The organism is Neorhizobium huautlense, from assembly GCF_002968575.1.
GTDB classification, from domain to species: domain Bacteria; phylum Pseudomonadota; class Alphaproteobacteria; order Rhizobiales; family Rhizobiaceae; genus Neorhizobium; species Neorhizobium huautlense.
In genome coordinates this window covers 87518-103986 of sequence record NZ_PVBM01000005.1, presented here as the reverse complement: position 1 = coordinate 103986, position 16469 = coordinate 87518, and the positions used below count along the sequence as shown (strand labels likewise).

Annotated in this window: 17 protein-coding genes; 5 read left to right on the top strand and 12 right to left on the bottom strand. The window is 61.2% G+C overall.

Annotated features, from left to right (window positions below):
• Nucleotides 1-9: 9 nt before the first annotated feature.
• Complete coding sequence (locus C5L12_RS07510) at nt 10-1182, bottom strand: aminotransferase (RefSeq protein WP_105371415.1); 1173 nt, start codon at nt 1180-1182, stop codon at nt 10-12.
• A 73-nt stretch (nt 1183-1255) separates the two neighbouring features.
• Between C5L12_RS07510 and C5L12_RS07505 the strand changes: the two genes are divergently transcribed.
• Nucleotides 1256-1918 (top strand): sulfite oxidase-like oxidoreductase, encoded by a 663-nt coding sequence (locus C5L12_RS07505; protein WP_105371414.1) that lies wholly within the window; start codon nt 1256-1258, stop codon nt 1916-1918.
• 51 nt (nt 1919-1969) lie between these two features.
• Here the strand turns inward: C5L12_RS07505 and C5L12_RS07500 are convergent, their stop codons facing one another.
• From C5L12_RS07500 to C5L12_RS07490, 3 genes are read right to left on the bottom strand one after another with little or no spacing between them, the layout of a single operon-like run.
• A complete protein-coding gene (locus C5L12_RS07500; protein ID WP_105371413.1) occupies nt 1970-4261 on the bottom strand; it encodes a xanthine dehydrogenase family protein molybdopterin-binding subunit in 2292 nt (763 codons plus the stop codon).
• Nucleotides 4258-5241: an FAD binding domain-containing protein gene (locus C5L12_RS07495; protein WP_105371412.1), complete on the bottom strand. Its 984-nt coding sequence runs from the start codon at nt 5239-5241 to the stop codon at nt 4258-4260. The genes C5L12_RS07500 and C5L12_RS07495 overlap by 4 nt, the downstream gene beginning before the upstream one ends.
• Nucleotides 5241-5753: a (2Fe-2S)-binding protein gene (locus C5L12_RS07490; protein WP_105371411.1), complete on the bottom strand. Its 513-nt coding sequence runs from the start codon at nt 5751-5753 to the stop codon at nt 5241-5243. Before C5L12_RS07490 ends, C5L12_RS07495 begins: the two co-directional genes overlap by 1 nt.
• Nucleotides 5754-5985: 232 nt before the next feature.
• On the opposite strand from C5L12_RS07490, the gene C5L12_RS07485 reads away from it, so the two are divergent.
• Entirely contained in the window at nt 5986-6579 is a 594-nt protein-coding gene (locus tag C5L12_RS07485) for a TetR/AcrR family transcriptional regulator (protein ID WP_105371410.1), read from the top strand.
• Between the two features lie 5 nt (nt 6580-6584).
• Here C5L12_RS07485 and C5L12_RS07480 read toward each other — a convergent pair whose 3' ends face one another.
• The 8 genes from C5L12_RS07480 to C5L12_RS07445 all read right to left on the bottom strand — a co-directional run bounded on the left by C5L12_RS07480 (nt 6585) and on the right by C5L12_RS07445 (nt 13406).
• Nucleotides 6585-7388: a helix-turn-helix domain-containing protein gene (locus C5L12_RS07480; RefSeq protein ID WP_105371409.1), complete on the bottom strand. Its 804-nt coding sequence runs from the start codon at nt 7386-7388 to the stop codon at nt 6585-6587.
• Nucleotides 7385-7750 (bottom strand): nuclear transport factor 2 family protein, encoded by a 366-nt coding sequence (locus C5L12_RS07475; RefSeq protein WP_105371573.1) that lies wholly within the window; start codon nt 7748-7750, stop codon nt 7385-7387. Before C5L12_RS07475 ends, C5L12_RS07480 begins: the two co-directional genes overlap by 4 nt.
• Before the next feature lie 89 nt (nt 7751-7839).
• A complete protein-coding gene (locus C5L12_RS07470; protein WP_105371408.1) occupies nt 7840-8451 on the bottom strand; it encodes a LysE family translocator in 612 nt (203 codons plus the stop codon).
• Nucleotides 8452-8541: 90 nt separating this feature from the next.
• Nucleotides 8542-9345, bottom strand: a complete 804-nt coding sequence (locus C5L12_RS07465; RefSeq protein WP_205839317.1) for an ABC transporter permease subunit — start codon at nt 9343-9345, stop codon at nt 8542-8544.
• Nucleotides 9333-10190: an ABC transporter permease gene (locus C5L12_RS07460; protein ID WP_105371407.1), complete on the bottom strand. Its 858-nt coding sequence runs from the start codon at nt 10188-10190 to the stop codon at nt 9333-9335. Before C5L12_RS07460 ends, C5L12_RS07465 begins: the two co-directional genes overlap by 13 nt.
• Complete coding sequence (locus C5L12_RS07455) at nt 10187-11230, bottom strand: ABC transporter ATP-binding protein (RefSeq protein WP_105371406.1); 1044 nt, start codon at nt 11228-11230, stop codon at nt 10187-10189. The genes C5L12_RS07460 and C5L12_RS07455 overlap by 4 nt, the downstream gene beginning before the upstream one ends.
• An 81-nt stretch (nt 11231-11311) precedes the next feature.
• Entirely contained in the window at nt 11312-12349 is a 1038-nt protein-coding gene (locus C5L12_RS07450) for an ABC transporter substrate-binding protein (RefSeq protein ID WP_105371405.1), read from the bottom strand.
• Nucleotides 12350-12431: 82 nt separating this feature from the next.
• Nucleotides 12432-13406, bottom strand: coding sequence for an isopenicillin N synthase family dioxygenase (locus tag C5L12_RS07445; protein WP_105371404.1), 975 nt, complete (start codon nt 13404-13406; stop codon nt 12432-12434).
• Between the two features lie 112 nt (nt 13407-13518).
• On the opposite strand from C5L12_RS07445, the gene C5L12_RS07440 reads away from it, so the two are divergent.
• Genes C5L12_RS07440 through C5L12_RS07430 form a run of 3 tightly spaced genes read left to right on the top strand, consistent with a single transcriptional unit; the run spans nt 13519 to nt 16459 of the window.
• Nucleotides 13519-14628: a carbohydrate kinase gene (locus C5L12_RS07440; RefSeq protein ID WP_105371571.1), complete on the top strand. Its 1110-nt coding sequence runs from the start codon at nt 13519-13521 to the stop codon at nt 14626-14628.
• Between the two features lie 35 nt (nt 14629-14663).
• The gene (locus tag C5L12_RS07435) at nt 14664-15593 is read left to right on the top strand and encodes a pseudouridine-5'-phosphate glycosidase (RefSeq protein WP_105371403.1); all 930 of its coding nucleotides are present in this window, start codon (nt 14664-14666) and stop codon (nt 15591-15593) included.
• Nucleotides 15594-15649: 56 nt separating this feature from the next.
• Nucleotides 15650-16459: an enoyl-CoA hydratase/isomerase family protein gene (locus C5L12_RS07430; RefSeq protein ID WP_105371402.1), complete on the top strand. Its 810-nt coding sequence runs from the start codon at nt 15650-15652 to the stop codon at nt 16457-16459.
• Nucleotides 16460-16469: the final 10 nt, after the last annotated feature.

Below are 16469 nucleotides of genomic sequence, written 5' to 3'. Positions count from 1 at the left end.
CAGGCGGCATCAAGACAGAGAAAAGTTCTGCAAACGTTCCTTCAGGCGGCCGATTGTCGCCACGTCCGCATTGGCGAAGGCAAAGCGCAGATAATTCTGCTGACCATCCCCGAAATACGCGCCGGGAATGCAGATGACCCCGGCTCGCCTCGCCAGTTGCTCCGCAACCTGCGCCGAGCCGACACCAGCAAAAGGATGGCGCACAAAGGCGAAGTAGGCCCCGATCGCGTCGAGTTTCCAACCGGTCAAGCCCCGCATCACGGATCGCAAGGCATCGGCGCGACGGCCGATTTCCTGCCGGTTTTCCTCCCGCCAATCTGCAAGCAGCGGTAGCGCTTTAGCAACAGCCGCCTGAGCGGCGCGAGGCGCGCAGATCTGCAGGTTGTCCATGATCTTGGCGATCTGCTCCACCGCCCGTGAACCGGCCGTGATGGCGCCAAGCCGATGGCCGGGGATGCAGAAGGACTTGGAGAAGCTGTAGAGGCTGATCAGCGTTTCCTCCCAGCCTGCCAGGCTGAAAAGGTTATGCGGCGCCTGGCCCGCCACCGGCATGAAGTCGCGATAGGTCTCGTCGAGGATCAGCCAGATGCCCTTTTCACGGCAGAGCCGGAAGATCGCTTCGAGCAACGACGGCGGATAAATCGCCCCTGTCGGATTGTTAGGCGAGACCAGCGCCAGTGCGCGGACGTCCGGCGTGATCGCGCGCTCGAGGCTGACCAGATCGGGAAGAAAGCCGTTTTCCGCCGCGCAGGCCACGAACGCCGTCTTCACGCCCATCATCGCGAGCGTCGTCTCGTGGTTGAAATAAAACGGCTCGGTCATCAGGACCGTGTTGCCGGGCCCCGCGACGGTCATCGCGGCACAGACGAAAGCCTGGTTGCAGCCGGAAGTGACGTGGATGTTGTCAGTGCCAAGAGACGCGCCATAGACCTCCGATGCATGCTCGGCATAAACGCGACGAAGCTCCGCTTCGCCCTCGATCGGTCCGTAACCGGTAAACGCGGTGGAGGATGCCGTTTCACCGAGAAGCTTCAGCATTTCGGGATGAGCGGGATAGCCGGGCACGGCCTGCGACAGGTCAATCAATGGCCCCTTGGAGCCGTCGTAAGCGCGTCCCCAGGCAAAAACGGAGGGCACGGGCGGCGGTGAGAGCTTTTCGACGAGCGGATTGAAGGCAGGCATGATTTTCCAGAACGGGCAATTGATTTGGTCCCCTTGTTTATCAGATTATCGAGGGACGCAAGGAGAACCGGTCATGCCCGACGACATTCAGCCCGAGGATTCGAAGCTCACCGTCACCAAACGGAAATGGGCCGAACAGGGCAAGTTCCTCACCGGGCGTATCACCCGTCCGGAAACCGATCGCCTGCCGCCCGGCCAGCACCTCGTCAAGAACTGGCCGGTGCTCGATCTCGGACAGCAGCCGCGGGTTGCCGCATCCCAATGGAAGCTCGACGTTCGCGGCCTCATCAACAACCGGAGGACCTTCGACTGGGCCGCATTTCAGGCCCTGCCGCAGAGCGAAATGCGCTCCGACATCCATTGCGTGACGACCTGGTCGCGCTACGACAACAACTGGAAGGGCGTCTCCACCCACGACTTCCTCGATGCCGTCGATCCGAAGGACGAGGCCGTGGCGGTGATGCTGACGAGCTACGATGGCTATACCACCAACCTGCTTCTCTCCGACTTCGCCTCCCCGGATGCGATCATCGTGACCGAATGGGAAGGGCGACCGCTGACGGAAGAGCACGGGGGGCCGGTTCGGCTCGTGGTGCCGCATCTCTATTTCTGGAAAAGCGCCAAGTGGCTGAACCGGATCGAGTTCCTTGCCCGGGACCAGGCAGGCTTCTGGGAAAAGAACGGTTACCACATGCGGGGCGACCCTTGGGCGGAAGAGCGGTATTCGGAGGATTGAGACCTGGATGGGAAGCCCCTCACCCACCGGCAGGCGGATGAGGGGAGGCAGCTAGATCAGCTTTTCCAGCGTGATCGGAAGATCGCGCACGCGTTTGCCGGTGGCATGGAAGACGGCGTTGGCAATCGCAGGGGCGACCCCCACGATGCCGACCTCGCCCACGCCCTTGCCGCCCAGCACCGAAGCGTCGTAATCCGGCACGCCGACCGAGATCACCTGGATATGCGGTATGTCCGCATTGGTCGGCACCAGATAATCACCCATATTGTTGTTGATGACACGGCCGAAGCGCTCGTCGACCAACCCTTCCTCGAGCAGCGCCTGACCAATGCCCATGATGATACCGCCACGCCACTGGCTTTCGGCGAGCTTCGGATTATAGATCCGGCCGCAGTCGAAGGCCGAGACGACGTGCGACACCCGCACGGTTCCGAAATCCTCGTCCACCTTCACCTCGACGAAATGGGCGCACCAGCTGTGCATGGAAAGATCACCGGCGGTCGGCCCTTGGATATTGGCCATGGTCGTCCACGACCGTTTGTGGTCCTCCGGTCCGTTGGCACCTTCCGGCAAGGTATTGCGCTGCGTTTCGATACGGTCCCGACCGATTGCCGACATCAGTTCGGCGAGGGTCAAGGAAGGACCTTCGCCACGGGGCACGGAAATCCGGCCCCCGGAGATGACAAGGGTATTGGCGCCGGTATCCCGGAACGGCGAGTTGCTGTCGTTGAGAGCCAGACCGATCAGCTCGTCGCGCGCTGCCGTGGCGGCCTTGTGGACGGCGCCGGTAAGAGCTCCGGCAAGCATCGACCCGCCAGCCACCGTCGCACCGGGCAGCGATGAATCGCCGAGCTTGACGTCCACCCGTTCCGCCGGAACGCCGAGCACCTCCGCCGCCGTCTGTGCGAGGATGGTGTAGGTGCCTTGCCCCATGTCGATCGCGCCGCTGACGACCTCGACGCTGCCGTCGCCGAGAATGCGGATGAGCGCCTCGCTCGCGGCCTTGAGCACCGGAAAGGTGCCGCAACCGATACCCCAGCCGACCAGTTGCCGGCCATCCCGCATCGAACGCGGCTCATGGCTGCGCCCGGACCAGCCGAAGACGTCGGCTCCAACCGTCAGCGCCTCGCGAAGTTGGCGCGTCGACCATGGCTTGCCGGACTGGTAGTCGTGATCGGCATAATTCCGCAGCCGCAGTTCCAGTGGGTCTATTCCAACCGCATAAGCGAGTTCCTCGATTGCACTCTCGATACCGAAGGCGCTCGGGTTCTTGCCCGGAGCGCGCAAGGCTCCCGGCGTCACGGTATTGACCGGAACCAGACGGTGTTGCGTGCTCAGATTGGGCACGGCATAAAGCAAGGGCGTCGCAGCGCCCGTCTGCTCCGGAAAGTCGGCAAAGACGGAGGTTTCGCTTGCACCGCGATGAACGATCGCCTGGAGAACACCATCCTTCGTAGCGCCGATCCTGATGGTCTGCTTGGTCGCCGCCCGGCCGCCATAGGCGGTGAAGGTCTGAGGACGGGTAACCGCCAGCTTGACAGGCCGACCGAGCTTGCGGGCGGCTGCGGCAGCCACCGCACCATAGGTATATCCCATGGCCTTCGAGCCGAAGCCGCCGCCGATGAAGGGTGATACGATCCTCACATTCTCATAGGGAATGCCGAACCATTCCGCATAGGTGCGTGCCATGCCATGCGTCCATTGGCTCGGCTCCCAGACCGTCAGGAACTCGCCCTCCCATTTTGCCGTCAGCCCGTGAGGTTCGATCGGCACATGATATTCCCGCGGCGTCCGGTATTCCGCCTCGATCCTGACATCCGCGGCGGCATAGGCCGCCTCGGCATCACCCCAGCCAACGGTGAGCATATCCACCAGCCTGCCCTCGCCGGCGTTTGGATCGTCAAGGCTCGTCACGGGCTGCGCCTCCTCGTAGGAGACCTTCACCAGCTTGGCCGCCTCCGTCGCCTGCTCCAGCGTCTCCGCCACGACGGCGGTGATCGCCTGACCGTTGAAGCTGATCTGACGCGGCAACGGGCGGAAAGGTTCGTTCTCAGGGCGATTGCCGTGCCAGTCGGACGCCACCAGGAGGCCGAGATCGTCTTCCGGCGTGAAGATCGAGAGTATGCCGGGCGCAGCCTTTGCAGCTTCGGTATCGACCGCAACCACACGGCCGGCGGCAATGGTGCTCTGCACCAGCACCGCGTGAACGACGTTCTTCACGGGCTGCTCGAGGGCATAGGTCGCGCCGCCGGTGGTCTTCAATCTGCCGTCGAGCCGTGAAAAGCGGCCGCCCACCATGCCGTCGGCGGCATCGCCGTGTTTGCGGGTTTCCATAATGGTCATGCCAGACCTCCCATTGTCAGGATGGCGCGTGCGACGACGCGCGGCGCAAGTTCGATCTTGTAGCGGTTGCCGCCATGTGAAACGGCATCCTCCATGGAAAGGCGGCTCGCCTTTTCCACGGCGTCGACGTTCAGCACGGTACCGACCAGCGCCTGCTCGACGGTCCGGGCTCTCCATGGTTTGGTCGCCACACCGCCGAGCGCGACGCGGATGTCCCGCACGGTCTGCCCGTCGGCCTCGAACTCGATTCCGACCGCAGCGCTCGCCGCGGCAAACTCGTAGGACTGCCGGTCGCGGACCTTCAGATAGGTCGAGTTCTTCGCTGCCATGGAGGCGGGAATGCTGATGCCGGTGATGATCTCACCCTTCTTCAGCACGGTCTCCCAGTCGGGTGTTTCCCCCGGCAGCATATAGAAGTCTTCGATCGCAACCCTGCGGCGGCCCATTTCCACGTATGCATCGAAGGCGACCAGCGCCACCGCAAGATCGCCCGGATTGACCGCGATGCAGGCTCTGCTCGTGCCGAGAACCGCGTGGTTGCGGGTTACGCCGCCGATCGCCGAACAGCCGGAACCGGGATTACGCTTGTTGCAGGCAGGAAAGGCGCCGGGGTCGCGGAAATAAGGACAGCGGGTCCGCTGCAGAAGATTGCCACCGACGGTCGCCATGTTGCGTAGCTGAGGGGAGGCCGCGAGCGACAGGGATTGGGCAACGGCTGGAAATGCTGCCTTCACTCCCGGATGATCGGCTACCTCTTCCATCTTGGCGAGAGCACCGATCGTCGCTCCGTTTGCATCGACGGTAATATCGCCGAGGCCGGCAAGATGAGTGATATCGACGAGGGTATCCGGTTCGAACACGCCACATTTGGCGAGATCGAGCAAGGTCGTACCGCCGGCCAGCAGCATAGTGCCGGCGTCAAGGGTCGCACGACTGGCCTCTTCGGTGGAAGCGGCGCGGAAATAGGAGAAATCGCGCATCAGGCCACCTCCGCCTTGTCCTTGGCCGCTACACCAGTCGTAACCGCGCTCGCCGCTTCGCGGACGGCCGCGACGATGCTGTTATAGGCTCCGCACCGACAGAGATTGCCGGACATGTATTCGCGGATTTCTTCTTCCGAACCGGCATGCCCTTCCCGGATACACGCCACCGCCGACATGATCTGGCCGGGCGTGCAATAGCCGCACTGGAAGGCATCGTTCTCGATGAACGCCGCCTGCACGGGATGCAGGTCGCCGTTCTCGGCCGCGATCCCCTCGATCGTGATGACCTGCTTTCCTTCCACCTGAGCAGCGAGCGTCAGGCAGGAGAGCACGCGCTTTCCGTCGACATGGCAGGTGCAGGCGCCGCACTGGCCTTGATCGCAGCCCTTCTTGGTGCCTGTAAGACCAAGATTTTCGCGCAAGGCATCAAGCAGCGTGACGCGTGTCTCAACGTCAAGCTCGTACCGGCTCGCGTTGATGTCGAGTGAAAGATGTATGGTTCGTGTCATGATAAGCTCCTGCTATCGTCACGAATTGAATTTTTTGGATCGAAGCCGCTAGCCGGACGACCGGCTCGCGCTAAATAAAATCGCGGGGGCGCTTGGGCGCATCTTTGCGCATGACACCCGACCCCTTCCTGGATTATGAGGTAGATGACACTCCGCACAAACGGAGGCGCCTCCGTTTAACTAGTTGGCATCCTGACTTTCGTCAAGTCCTCATTGTCTGGGAGCATGCATTTTGGCCCCGGCCGAACCAAATACACCATCGCCGGAATCGACGAAGCTTCGCGCCGACGCTCGCCGCAACCGCGATAGACTGGTGGAAGTGGCCGCCGTAGCGTTTGCGGAAAAGGGCGTCGAGACGTCGCTCGAAGATATAGCGCGACAGGCTGGCGTCGGCATCGGCACACTCTACCGCCATTTTCCCACCCGGGAACATCTCGTGGAGGTGGTCTACCGCCGGGAACTGGAAAGCCTTGCAGACGCGGCGACGGAACTTGCAGAAAAATACCCGCCGGACGTGGCGCTGGAGGAATGGATGCGGCGCTTTGTGAGTTATATCGCGACCAAGCGCGGCATGTCCAACAGCCTGAAGACCTTGATGAATTCCAACTCCACGCTGTTTGCGGAAGGTTTTAGCAATATACGAAGCGCCTTCGAGCGCCTCGTCCGCGCGGCTGGAGAGAATGGCCTGATCCGGACCGACATCGACACGGCGGACCTGTTGCAGGCACTTTCCAGCATCTACTCAATGACGGATTCTCCCGACTGGCGCGAGCGATCGCACCGCCTGATCGGGCTTCTCATGGACGGTCTGAAGGCGCGCAAATAAATCCGTCAGACGCCTTCTGCCATCCGCCGCAGAAGCTCCGCCGTCTCGTCATTAGCGGGGAAGAAGGATTCGATGGCAAGCTCCGACAAGGTGACATCCACCGGGGTACCGAACACCGTCGTTGTCGAGATAAATGAAAGCAATCCAGCCGCCGTCCGCAGCTCCAGGGGCACAACGATCCCGGCGTAGTCGCCTGGTTGCTTTGAAGAGCTTTCAGGTGCCGGATAGCCCGACAACTCCTCCAGCAGCCCTTGGAGAATGCGGTCGCCTGTGGCGGCGACCTGCTGGTGCAGCCGTTCCAGCAGGTGATTCCGCCACACCGCAAGATTGGCGATCTGAGGCGCAAGCCCCTGCGGATGAAGGCTCAGCCGCAGGACATTGACCGGTCCCTCCAGAAGCGACCGGTCGGCCACGTCGGCAAGCAGCGGTGCCACGGCGGCATTTGCCGCCATAAGGGTCCAGTGCCGATCGATGGCAAGCGCTGGAAAAGGCTCGTGTCCCTTGAGTACCATGTCGATCGCCTTGCGCGCCGCGGCCAAAGCGGGATCGTCCAGCGTGCGTTCGGCATAGACCGGCGCGAAACCCGCAGCGAGCAGCATGGGGTTCCGCTCGCGGAGCGGCACCTCCAGCCGTTCGGCGAGATGCAGGAGCATGTCGCGGCTTGGAAGTGACCGCCCGCTCTCGATGAAACTGAGATGGCGTTGCGAAATCTCAGCCTCCAGCGCCAGATCGAGCTGGCTCATGCGCCGGCGGCGGCGCCAGTCGCGCAGGAAATCGCCGAGAGGACGGGCGGTCGCGATCGTATTCATGCGGCAGCCGGAACCTGATCGAGAAAACCATAAACGGCCTTCAGACGGCCATTTTCAAGCAGGGCGAAATCCGTTCCCTTGATGATCGGCTCGCCGCCCTGCGGCCCAAGTCCCCACGAGAAGCGAAGGTTGTCCGCGTGACCATCAGCCGTGCCGAGCAGTTCGAAACGGAAGCCGGGGAACCGGGCCTGGACCGCCTCGACCAATCCGTTGATGTCCTCATGCCCTTCTCCGCGCATCAGCGGGTCGACATAAAGAGCGTCGGTTGCCCAGGCTTCGGCGATCATAGCGCGACGGCGAGCGGCGTTCGTCTCGTTCCAGATAGCGAGGTAACGTTCGGCATGTGTGGCTGCATCAGTCATTTTCTTCTCCTTTTTATCGCCCGGCTCGTTCCAGGCAGGGCGATCATGCGGGAGCACCGGCATCGTCTCAATTACGCGGCAGGTAATAACTATCGCTCCGAAAGCGCAAGCCTGGCGCCGAGTAGGACGAACGCGCCTGCAAATGTGCGGCGCATCCAGCCCAAAATAGACGGCCGAGAGATGACGTGGTTGCGGACCGAAGCGGCAAATACCCCGTAGATCGCGAAAATCGCGAAAGTCATCAGCATGAAGACGAGGCCGAGTTCCGTCATGCGCAGGACGGGAGAGGCGTCATCAGGCCTCACGAACTGCGGCAGGAAGGCGAAAAAGAAGATGGAAAGCTTCGGATTGAGCGCATTGGCAAGGATGGCCGAAACGATGACTTGGCGGGCCGAGCGGGACGTGGTTTCGGGCTCTACAGTCAGCGCGCCCTTCTCCTTCAGCACCTGCCAGGCCATGAAAAGGAGATAGGCCACCCCAAGATATTTGACCGTCTCGAAGGCCAGCGCACTGGCATGCAAGAGCGCCGCCAGACCTGAAACGGCCGCCGCCATATGCGGGACTATGCCGAGCGTGCAGCCGAATGCCGCGACAATGCTCGCCTTTGTCCCACGCGAAAGACCCGCAGCGAGGGTGATCAGCACGCCCGTACCCGGCGATGCGACGACGATGAAAGAGGTGAGGAGGAATTCAGGTGTCATCAGGCGATCCTTTCAAGGTTTCGCCTGAGGCTAACGACCGGATCGAAACCGATCTTGAATGAAATTGCAGGCGGCAGCTCCCGGCCCCGATCAGAAGCGGTGGATACGCAGACCGAGCACCTTTTCCGAGACGACCACCACGACAAGCGTCAGCACGATCGAGCAGGTCGAGACAGCGGCGGCCTCAGGCGTGAAATTGGTCCGCAGGTAGTCGAACAACTGGATCGGCAAGGTGGACGTCCCGACATTCTTCAGCATGAAGGAGATCGTGAAGATGTCGAAGGAGATGATGAACGCAAAAAGGCAGCCTCCGATCACGCCCGGCTTGATGAGCGGCAGCATGATGCGACGGAAGCGCGTGAAGCGTCCGGCGCCAAGGCTCTGGGCGGCCATGCTCCAGGCGGGATCGTAGCTTTCCATCGAAGCCGATACGTTTATGAAGACGAAAGGCAGCGTGATTAGCACGTGACCGACGATCATGCCGACCATGGTTTGGGTACCGACACCGATCGAATAGACGAAAAAAAGCAAAGAAATGGCCGTCAGAACTTCCGGCAGCAGCAGCGGCGCCAGCATGGCGATCCGCACTGTCTCCTTCAGCTTGCCAGAATGCTGCACGTAGAAAATCGCCGCCATGGTGCCGATGATGCCGGAGATCACGGTGGTGACGGCCGCAATCCACAGCGACGTCCGGATTGCTCGCATGAAGACTTCGTTGTTGAAGAAGACTCCGTACCAGCGGAAGGACAGGCCTTGCGGCGGAAAGGTCAGGAAAGCGCCGGCATTGAAGGAGGCACCAACGACAACGAGGATCGGCGCCAGCAGAAAGGCGTAGATGACAAGGCAGTAGACGGTGAAGAACGGTTTCGACATCGTAATGCTCATGCCTTCCATTTCATGACGGTGAGCCTTCCGAAAAGCACGACGAAAATCGCCCCCGTGACCGATAGCACCAGCGCCATGGCGGAACCGAAAGGCCATTGGAACGTGTCGATCAAGGCGTCGACGACCGTTACAGCCATGGTCTTGACCCTCAGACCACCGATCAACGAGGGCGTTACATATGCACTCAGCGACAATACGAAAACGAGAATGCATCCGGCCTGGATGCCGGGCAGCGACAGCGGCAGGGTAATGCGACGGAAGGCGGTTAGTTTTGAGGCGCCGAGGGAACGGGCGGCGGCTTCAAGGGACGGATCGATGCCCTGGATGGCGCTCATGATCGGCAGGATCATGAAGGGCAGGAAGACATGCACGAGCGCGATGATGATGCCGAGCGCATTGTACATCAGCGGCAAGGGGCCATCGATGAGACCCCAGCCCATCAGCGTCCGGTTGATCAGGCCGTTGTTGCCGAGCAGGATTGTCCAGCCATAGCTGCGGATGACGATGCCGACGAGAAGCGGGGAGAGCACGAGGCCGTAACCGAGCGCCCGGAGGGAGGAGGTTCCGCGGGCAAGCTGCCAGGCGACGGGGTAACCGAGCACAAGACAGGCAAAAGTGGTCACGAAACCGATCCAAAGAGTGTTCACCACTTGTTGGATGTAGAAGATATCAGAGAAGAACTTGCCGTAATTCGCAAGCGTCAATCCCGGCCCATAAGGCGTTCCCTGCCCCGGCATGCGGAAACTCATCAGCACGATGTTGAGATAGGGCAGCACGAGGAAAGCCGTGAGCAGGATCGCAGCCGGCGCGATCAAAAGCAGCGGCCCGAGGCGTTTTCCGGCAACAGCGCTCATGCGACGCTCCCAAGCGGCCAGAAACGGTCTGCCGGCGCATGAACCAGCACGGTCTCGCCATCGCGGAACCGGGTTCGCGGAAAGGTCTGAACGTTGACAATGGTACCGTTGGCAAGCTCCAGACGATAATCCACGAGACTGCCGGAATAATAGCTGGAAAGCACTTTTGCAGGAACGCCGGCAACACCCGCCGTGACGGGCAAAAGCTCCACCGCTTCCGGCCTCAGCGCCAGCGTTATATCGGCGCCGTCAGCATAGTGGCCGACCACCGGCACATCCCCGAGCGGGGTGGAGACGATACTGTTGACCACCTTGCCGCGCACGATGTTGACCTGTCCGACAAATTCCGCCACCTCGAGATTGGCGGGCCGCTCGTAGATATCGGAGGGAGCGCCGATCTGGGCGATGCGGCCGCCGAACATCACGACCACCCGGTCGGACATGGTCATGGCTTCCGCCTGGTCATGGGTCACGTAAACGGTGGTGATGCCGACGCGCCGCTGCAGGTCCCGAATGAAGACCCGCATTTCCTCGCGCAGCTTCGCATCGAGATTGGCGAGCGGCTCATCGAGCAGCAATATCTTCGGTTCGATAACGAGAGCACGGGCGAGCGCCACGCGCTGCTGCTGGCCGCCGGAGAGCTGCCGCGGATAACGCTCCGCATAACCCGTAAGCTGCACCATATCCAGGACCTTGGCGATGCGGTCGCGGATCTCCGTCTTCGGGATTTTCCGCATTTCCAGACCGAAGGCGAGGTTTCGTTCGACGGTCATGTGCGGAAACAGTGCGTAGTTCTGAAAGACCATTCCGATATCGCGTTTTTCGACCGGCACATGCACGACGTCCCGGCCATCGAAGCGGATCGCGCCTCGCGTTGCGTCCTCGAAGCCGGCGATCATCTTGAGCGTCGTCGTCTTGCCGCATCCGGAAGGACCAAGCAGGGAAATAAATTCCCCTTCGGCGATCCTGACCGAGATACCGTCGACTGCAGGCCCTTGCCCATAGTCCTTGGTCAGCTGTTCGATGCTAACCTCTGTCATGAAATTTCACTTTCGGAATTGAATGCTCAAAAAAGGCGATCATGGTCTGCCCCAGGCAGACCATGATCGCAGCGGGGAAAATCACCTGACGGTTTTCGCCCAGCGCTCGGCGAGTTCGCCCTGCTTCTCGTTGACGAAATTCCAGTCCCAGGTGAGGATCTTGTCCATATCGGGACCGGAGACCGGTACATCCGCCTTGAGATCGTCTGGAACCTTGACCTTGGCATTGGTCGGCGAGATGAAGAACTGCTTCATCATCATCGACTGAACTTCCGGCGAGAGCAGGAAGTTTGCATATTGGTATGCCAATTCCTTTTCCGGGGCGTTCGCGAGGATATTGATGGTCTGGTCGAACATGATCATACCCTCTTCCGGGATGATGCAATCGACGGGGAGGCCCTGGCGGCGCAGCCGCGCGATTTCGCCGAAATCGAAGGGCGCCACGACGATCTCGCCGGACGCAAGGCCGGTCGACATGTTGAAGTCCACCTGGATGACGGAACCCAGCTTTTCGAGCGCGGCGAATCCCGCATCGACGTCATACTGGTCCTTGCCGAAGATCTTGGAGAACAGCAGCAGCTCCATCTTGCCAGCGCTGTTGGCGAAGTTGTAGAGACCGATCCGGCCCTTGAATTCCGGATTGTTCCAGAGGTCCTTCCAGCTCTTCGGCGGCGTTTTCACGAGATCGGTCCGGTAGCCGAGACCGATCGGGGAGACAGCCCCGATGGCGCCCCAGCCGTCGGTCTTCTTGGCGAGCGGATAAAGATCGCCGTAGTTCGGCAGCTTCGTCAGGTCGAGCTTTTCGAAAAAGCCTTCCTTGCGCAGGCCGGAGGCGAAAACCTCGTTGGTCATAACGATCGAATAGGGCGGCTTTGCAACGCCCGCCGCACGCAGGTTCGCGCCCCAGACGCGACCGTTGCCGACATCGAGGGTCACCGTCGCACCGCTCTGTTTGGCGAATTCCGGCGCCACCGCCGAACGCCAGTATTGCTCCCAGACGCCCCCGAGCGTGGGTACGATCAGTGTTTTCTGCTGTGCCCGCGCGGGTAGCCCGGTCAGGCCTGCGGCAGCTAGAGCACTCATTCCGGCAAGCGCCTGCCGTCTTGTCAAACTCGTCATGTGCAGTTCCCCTTGTTGCGATCTATCGAGATCATTCGTGTGCCGGCGTATTTTCGCTTCTGCGCACAGGTTCAGTCGTCCGTCAGCCTTTCGAGAAAGCCTGTTTCGTCTTCAGATCTATGTATTCGCCGTAGGTGATCGGCTCATATTTCGCGCCACCCTTGATGAAGGGCGGCAAGCACTCGATCACGGTATCCTTGGAAGGATTGAGGAAGAACGGGATCGACTGGCGGCGCGCCGTGCCCTTGAAGCCGCTCGGCGGATTGGCGACACGGTGGGGCGTCGAAACCCATTCGTCATTGGTCCAGCGCATGAAAGCGTCGGCAATGTTGATCACATAGGCCCTTTCGATGGAGGGCGCATCCAGCCACTCCCCGTTGCGATTGCGGACCTGCAGCCCGCCCGGAGAAGCCTCCGAACGGAGGATCGTCATGAAACCGTAGTCGGTGTGGACGCCGGCGCGCAACTGGCCCGGCAGCGGCGATTCCGCCTGTTCGGGGTAGTTGATGACCCGCAGCGCCGAGAGATGGTTCTCGAAAGACGGCTCGAAATAGTCCTGATCAAGTCCGATGGCCTGGCAGAATATTCGGCGCATATGCTTTGCGAGCACTTCCATCTCCCCGAAGTAGTCGCGGAAAGCCTGCTCGAGGCCTTCCGGCCTCTCGGGCCATGTATCGCCCGGCAGATTCTTGCCGAAATTCAGACTCTCCTTGTAATCGCCGGGGGTCTTTATGCCGAGCGTGGCGGCAAGCGCTTCCTCCGCGATCGGCGAGAACGATACGCCGCCCATCACGCCAGCGCCGCGCCCTATCGTCTTTTTCCAGTCCTGCGGATAGTCGAAAAAGGCGCGGGCCAGATTGTAGAGCCTCAATGTGATGTCCGGCGAAACGCCGTGGCCGGTAACGAGGAAGAAGCCGGTATCGCGACATGCTGTTTCGATCGCTTTGACCACTGCAGCGGCGCCTGCCTCCTTTCGAACGAAGGGTCCGACATCAATGACCGGTATGCCGGGAACGGCCTGGCCGGATGACACGGGATTGGCGCTCGAAACGGGCATGGCCTAACCTCCATCTGCATTTGACAAACAGATGTTGACAAAAACATCTGTTGTTGTCCATATCCAAATTAACGAAATTGAGCGCGGCTCTCGCCGCAAGGACGTGCATCAGATGGATGACCTCGCTCCGCAGGAAGCGGCAGTTCTGGCGATCATCAAGGACAACCCCTTTGCGGGACAGCAGGAGATCGCCACCCAGTTGGGCTTGGCCCGCTCCACGGTTGCCGCGCACATCGTTCAGCTCATGCAGAAGGGCTATATCCTCGGCCGCGGTTATGTCATGCCGGCGGAAACCCGCGCTGTCTGCATCGGCGGCGCGGTGCTGGACCGGAAATACCGCGCCAAACATGATCTCGTGTTCGAGACCTCCAATCCGGTCGACGGCATCCGCTCCATGGGCGGCGTCGCCCGCAACGTCGCGGAAAATCTGGCGCTTCTCGGCACGACGACAAGCTTCGTATCGATCGTTGGCGACGACGAAGGTGGCCGGGCGCTGCTGAAGCATATGCGCGACCGTGGCATCGACGTAAGCCAGATGGTTACCACAGCGGAACGGCCGACGGCGGAATACGCTGCGATCCTCGATACCAAGGGCGATCTCGTGCTCGGCATTGCCGACATGGGCATTTTTGATCTGCTTCTACCCGCCCATTTTGAACGCATCTGGCCGCATCTGGCCGCCGCCAGCTGGGTCTTCTGCGATTGCAACCTGCCGGCCGAGACGCTCGCCGCGCTGATCGCGAAGAGACAGGGAGCGCGCTTCAAACTGGCGGTCGATGCGGTCTCGACACCCAAGGCCGCACGTCTGCCGAAAGATCTTTCGGGCATCGACCTTCTGTTCATGAACATCGACGAGGCAAACGCCGTCCTGCACCGCAAGGCGCACGAAACGATCGGCGACGCAAAGGAGGCAGCCGTTGCCCTGCAGGCAGCGGGCGCCCGCGAGGCGATCGTCACCATGGGGTCCCGCGGTATCGCCGTGGCCGGCGTCGAGGGCGCCCGCACCTTCCCCGCCGTGCGCGCCACTCCTATCGACATCACCGGCGCCGGCGACGCAATGATCGCCGGCACGTTGCACCGGATCCTTCACGGCGAGGACACCTATACCGCAGCGCGCACCGGCGCCCTTCTCGGCACGCTGACGACGGAAAGCCCCGCCAGCGTCCATACCGAACTCTCCGAACGCTTCCTGGAAGCCAACATGCACCGGCTTGCCGGATAGATCCGCGGCCGAAAAACATCCGAGGAATACCCGAAATGACCCTTCTGAAACCGAAGCTGAGCCGCGAAGTGGCTGAAACCATCGCCGAAGGCGGTCCGGTGGTGGCGCTGGAATCGACCATCATCACCCACGGCATGCCCTACCCTGCCAATCTTGAAACGGCACTCGCCGTAGAAGATGTCGTACGTGCGAACGGCGCCGTGCCAGCAACCGTCGCCGTCATCGACGGAGTGCTTCGCGCCGGCCTCGAAAGAGACGAACTGGAAGCTCTCGCCCAGGCAAAGAGCGTCGTGAAGGCCTCCGGCCGGGACCTTGCGGTCGCCATGGTGCACAAGCAATCGGCCGGCACCACGGTATCCGCCACGATGCTGCTGGCGGATCTCGCCGGCATCGACATCTTCGCCACCGGCGGCGTCGGCGGCGTGCATCGCGGCGCCGAGCAGACGTTTGATATTTCTGCGGATTTGACGGAGCTCGGCCGGACCAAGACGGCCGTCGTCTGCGCCGGTGTCAAGTCGATCCTCGACATAGCCAAGACGCTCGAATATCTCGAAACCCAGCGCGTACCGGTGATCGCCTACGGCACCGAGGATTTTCCCGCCTTCTTTACCCGCAAAAGCGGCTTCAGAGCCGACCATCGGCTCGATACCCCTGAAGAAATTGCCGAAGCCATGTGGCTACACCATAAGCTCGGTACCGGCACCGGCCTCATGATCGCCAATCCAATCCCGGAAGACGCGGCGCTCACACCGGAATTCATCGACGGGACGATTGCCGATGCCGTACGCGAAGCGGACGAACGCGGCATCGGCCGTAAGGAATTGACCCCCTTTCTGTTGGCGCGGATCAACGAGCTCTCCAGGGGCGAAAGCCTGAAAGCCAATATCGAACTGGTGAAGAACAATGCCCGCCTGGCTTCGAAGATGGCCGTCGCCTACGCGGCGCTCAAGAAGAGCGGCCGATAGATCGGCTCAAGAATACGGTCAATCACGGCAAGTGAGTCATAACAAGGGGAACTGCCATGAGCTATGAGACCATCCTTTATGAAAAGGACAAGACCGACAAGTTCGCGACGATCACCATCAATCGCCCCGAGAAGATGAACGCGATGGACAAGACGGTGATCCGCGAAATCAATGCGGCCCTGAAGGCCGCGATCGAAGATCCGGACGTCAACGCGCTCGTCATCACCGGCGCCGGTCGAGCCTTTTCGGCCGGCTACGACCTGAAGGGCGACGATTTCGATGTGGATGTCGACTTCTGGCGTGCCGACATGACCGAGAACGCCGAGGCGCTCCTTAATATATGGCGGGCGCCGATCCCGGTCATTGCTTCGGTCAACGGTTATGCGCTTGCCGGTGCGCTGGAACTGATGATGTGCTGCGATCTGGCGATCGCCGCCGACACCGCCAAGTTCGGCGAGCCGGAAGTGCGACACAATTCCGGTCCTCCCGCACTGATGATGCCGTGGCTGCTCGCAACCCGCGACGTAAGGTGGCTGATGTTCACCGGCGACATGGTGGATGCGGAAGAGGCGCTGCGCATGCACCTGATCAACAAGGTGGTGCCGGCCGATCAGCTGAAGGAAAAGACCGAAAACCTCGCCCGCAAGCTCGCACGCATGCCGGTTCCGGCGCTGAAATACACGAAGGCTTCGATCAACAACCAGCAGATGGTTGCCGGCCTGCTGCCCTCCTTCCAGTACAATATCGAGGCCATCGCCGCACTCCACGTGACGAAGCAGGGCCGCGAGTGGATGGCCAACCTCGCCAAGATGTCGCTTAAGGAATACCTCGCTTTCCGCGACAATCCGTTCAAGGGCCTCGACTGAGGCTTTGGTC

Coding starts and splice junctions, on each gene's coding strand:
- C5L12_RS07510 (WP_105371415.1), bottom strand. CDS start 1,182: ATGCCTGCCTTCAATCCGCTCGTCGAAAAGCTCTCACCGCCGCCCGTG.
- C5L12_RS07505 (WP_105371414.1), top strand. CDS start 1,256: ATGCCCGACGACATTCAGCCCGAGGATTCGAAGCTCACCGTCACCAAA.
- C5L12_RS07500 (WP_105371413.1), bottom strand. CDS start 4,261: ATGACCATTATGGAAACCCGCAAACACGGCGATGCCGCCGACGGCATG.
- C5L12_RS07495 (WP_105371412.1), bottom strand. CDS start 5,241: ATGCGCGATTTCTCCTATTTCCGCGCCGCTTCCACCGAAGAGGCCAGT.
- C5L12_RS07490 (WP_105371411.1), bottom strand. CDS start 5,753: ATGACACGAACCATACATCTTTCACTCGACATCAACGCGAGCCGGTAC.
- C5L12_RS07480 (WP_105371409.1), bottom strand. CDS start 7,388: ATGAATACGATCGCGACCGCCCGTCCTCTCGGCGATTTCCTGCGCGAC.
- C5L12_RS07475 (WP_105371573.1), bottom strand. CDS start 7,750: ATGACTGATGCAGCCACACATGCCGAACGTTACCTCGCTATCTGGAAC.
- C5L12_RS07470 (WP_105371408.1), bottom strand. CDS start 8,451: ATGACACCTGAATTCCTCCTCACCTCTTTCATCGTCGTCGCATCGCCG.
- C5L12_RS07465 (WP_205839317.1), bottom strand. CDS start 9,345: ATGGAAGGCATGAGCATTACGATGTCGAAACCGTTCTTCACCGTCTAC.
- C5L12_RS07460 (WP_105371407.1), bottom strand. CDS start 10,190: ATGAGCGCTGTTGCCGGAAAACGCCTCGGGCCGCTGCTTTTGATCGCG.
- C5L12_RS07455 (WP_105371406.1), bottom strand. CDS start 11,230: ATGACAGAGGTTAGCATCGAACAGCTGACCAAGGACTATGGGCAAGGG.
- C5L12_RS07450 (WP_105371405.1), bottom strand. CDS start 12,349: ATGACGAGTTTGACAAGACGGCAGGCGCTTGCCGGAATGAGTGCTCTA.
- C5L12_RS07445 (WP_105371404.1), bottom strand. CDS start 13,406: ATGCCCGTTTCGAGCGCCAATCCCGTGTCATCCGGCCAGGCCGTTCCC.
- C5L12_RS07440 (WP_105371571.1), top strand. CDS start 13,519: ATGGATGACCTCGCTCCGCAGGAAGCGGCAGTTCTGGCGATCATCAAG.
- C5L12_RS07435 (WP_105371403.1), top strand. CDS start 14,664: ATGACCCTTCTGAAACCGAAGCTGAGCCGCGAAGTGGCTGAAACCATC.
- C5L12_RS07430 (WP_105371402.1), top strand. CDS start 15,650: ATGAGCTATGAGACCATCCTTTATGAAAAGGACAAGACCGACAAGTTC.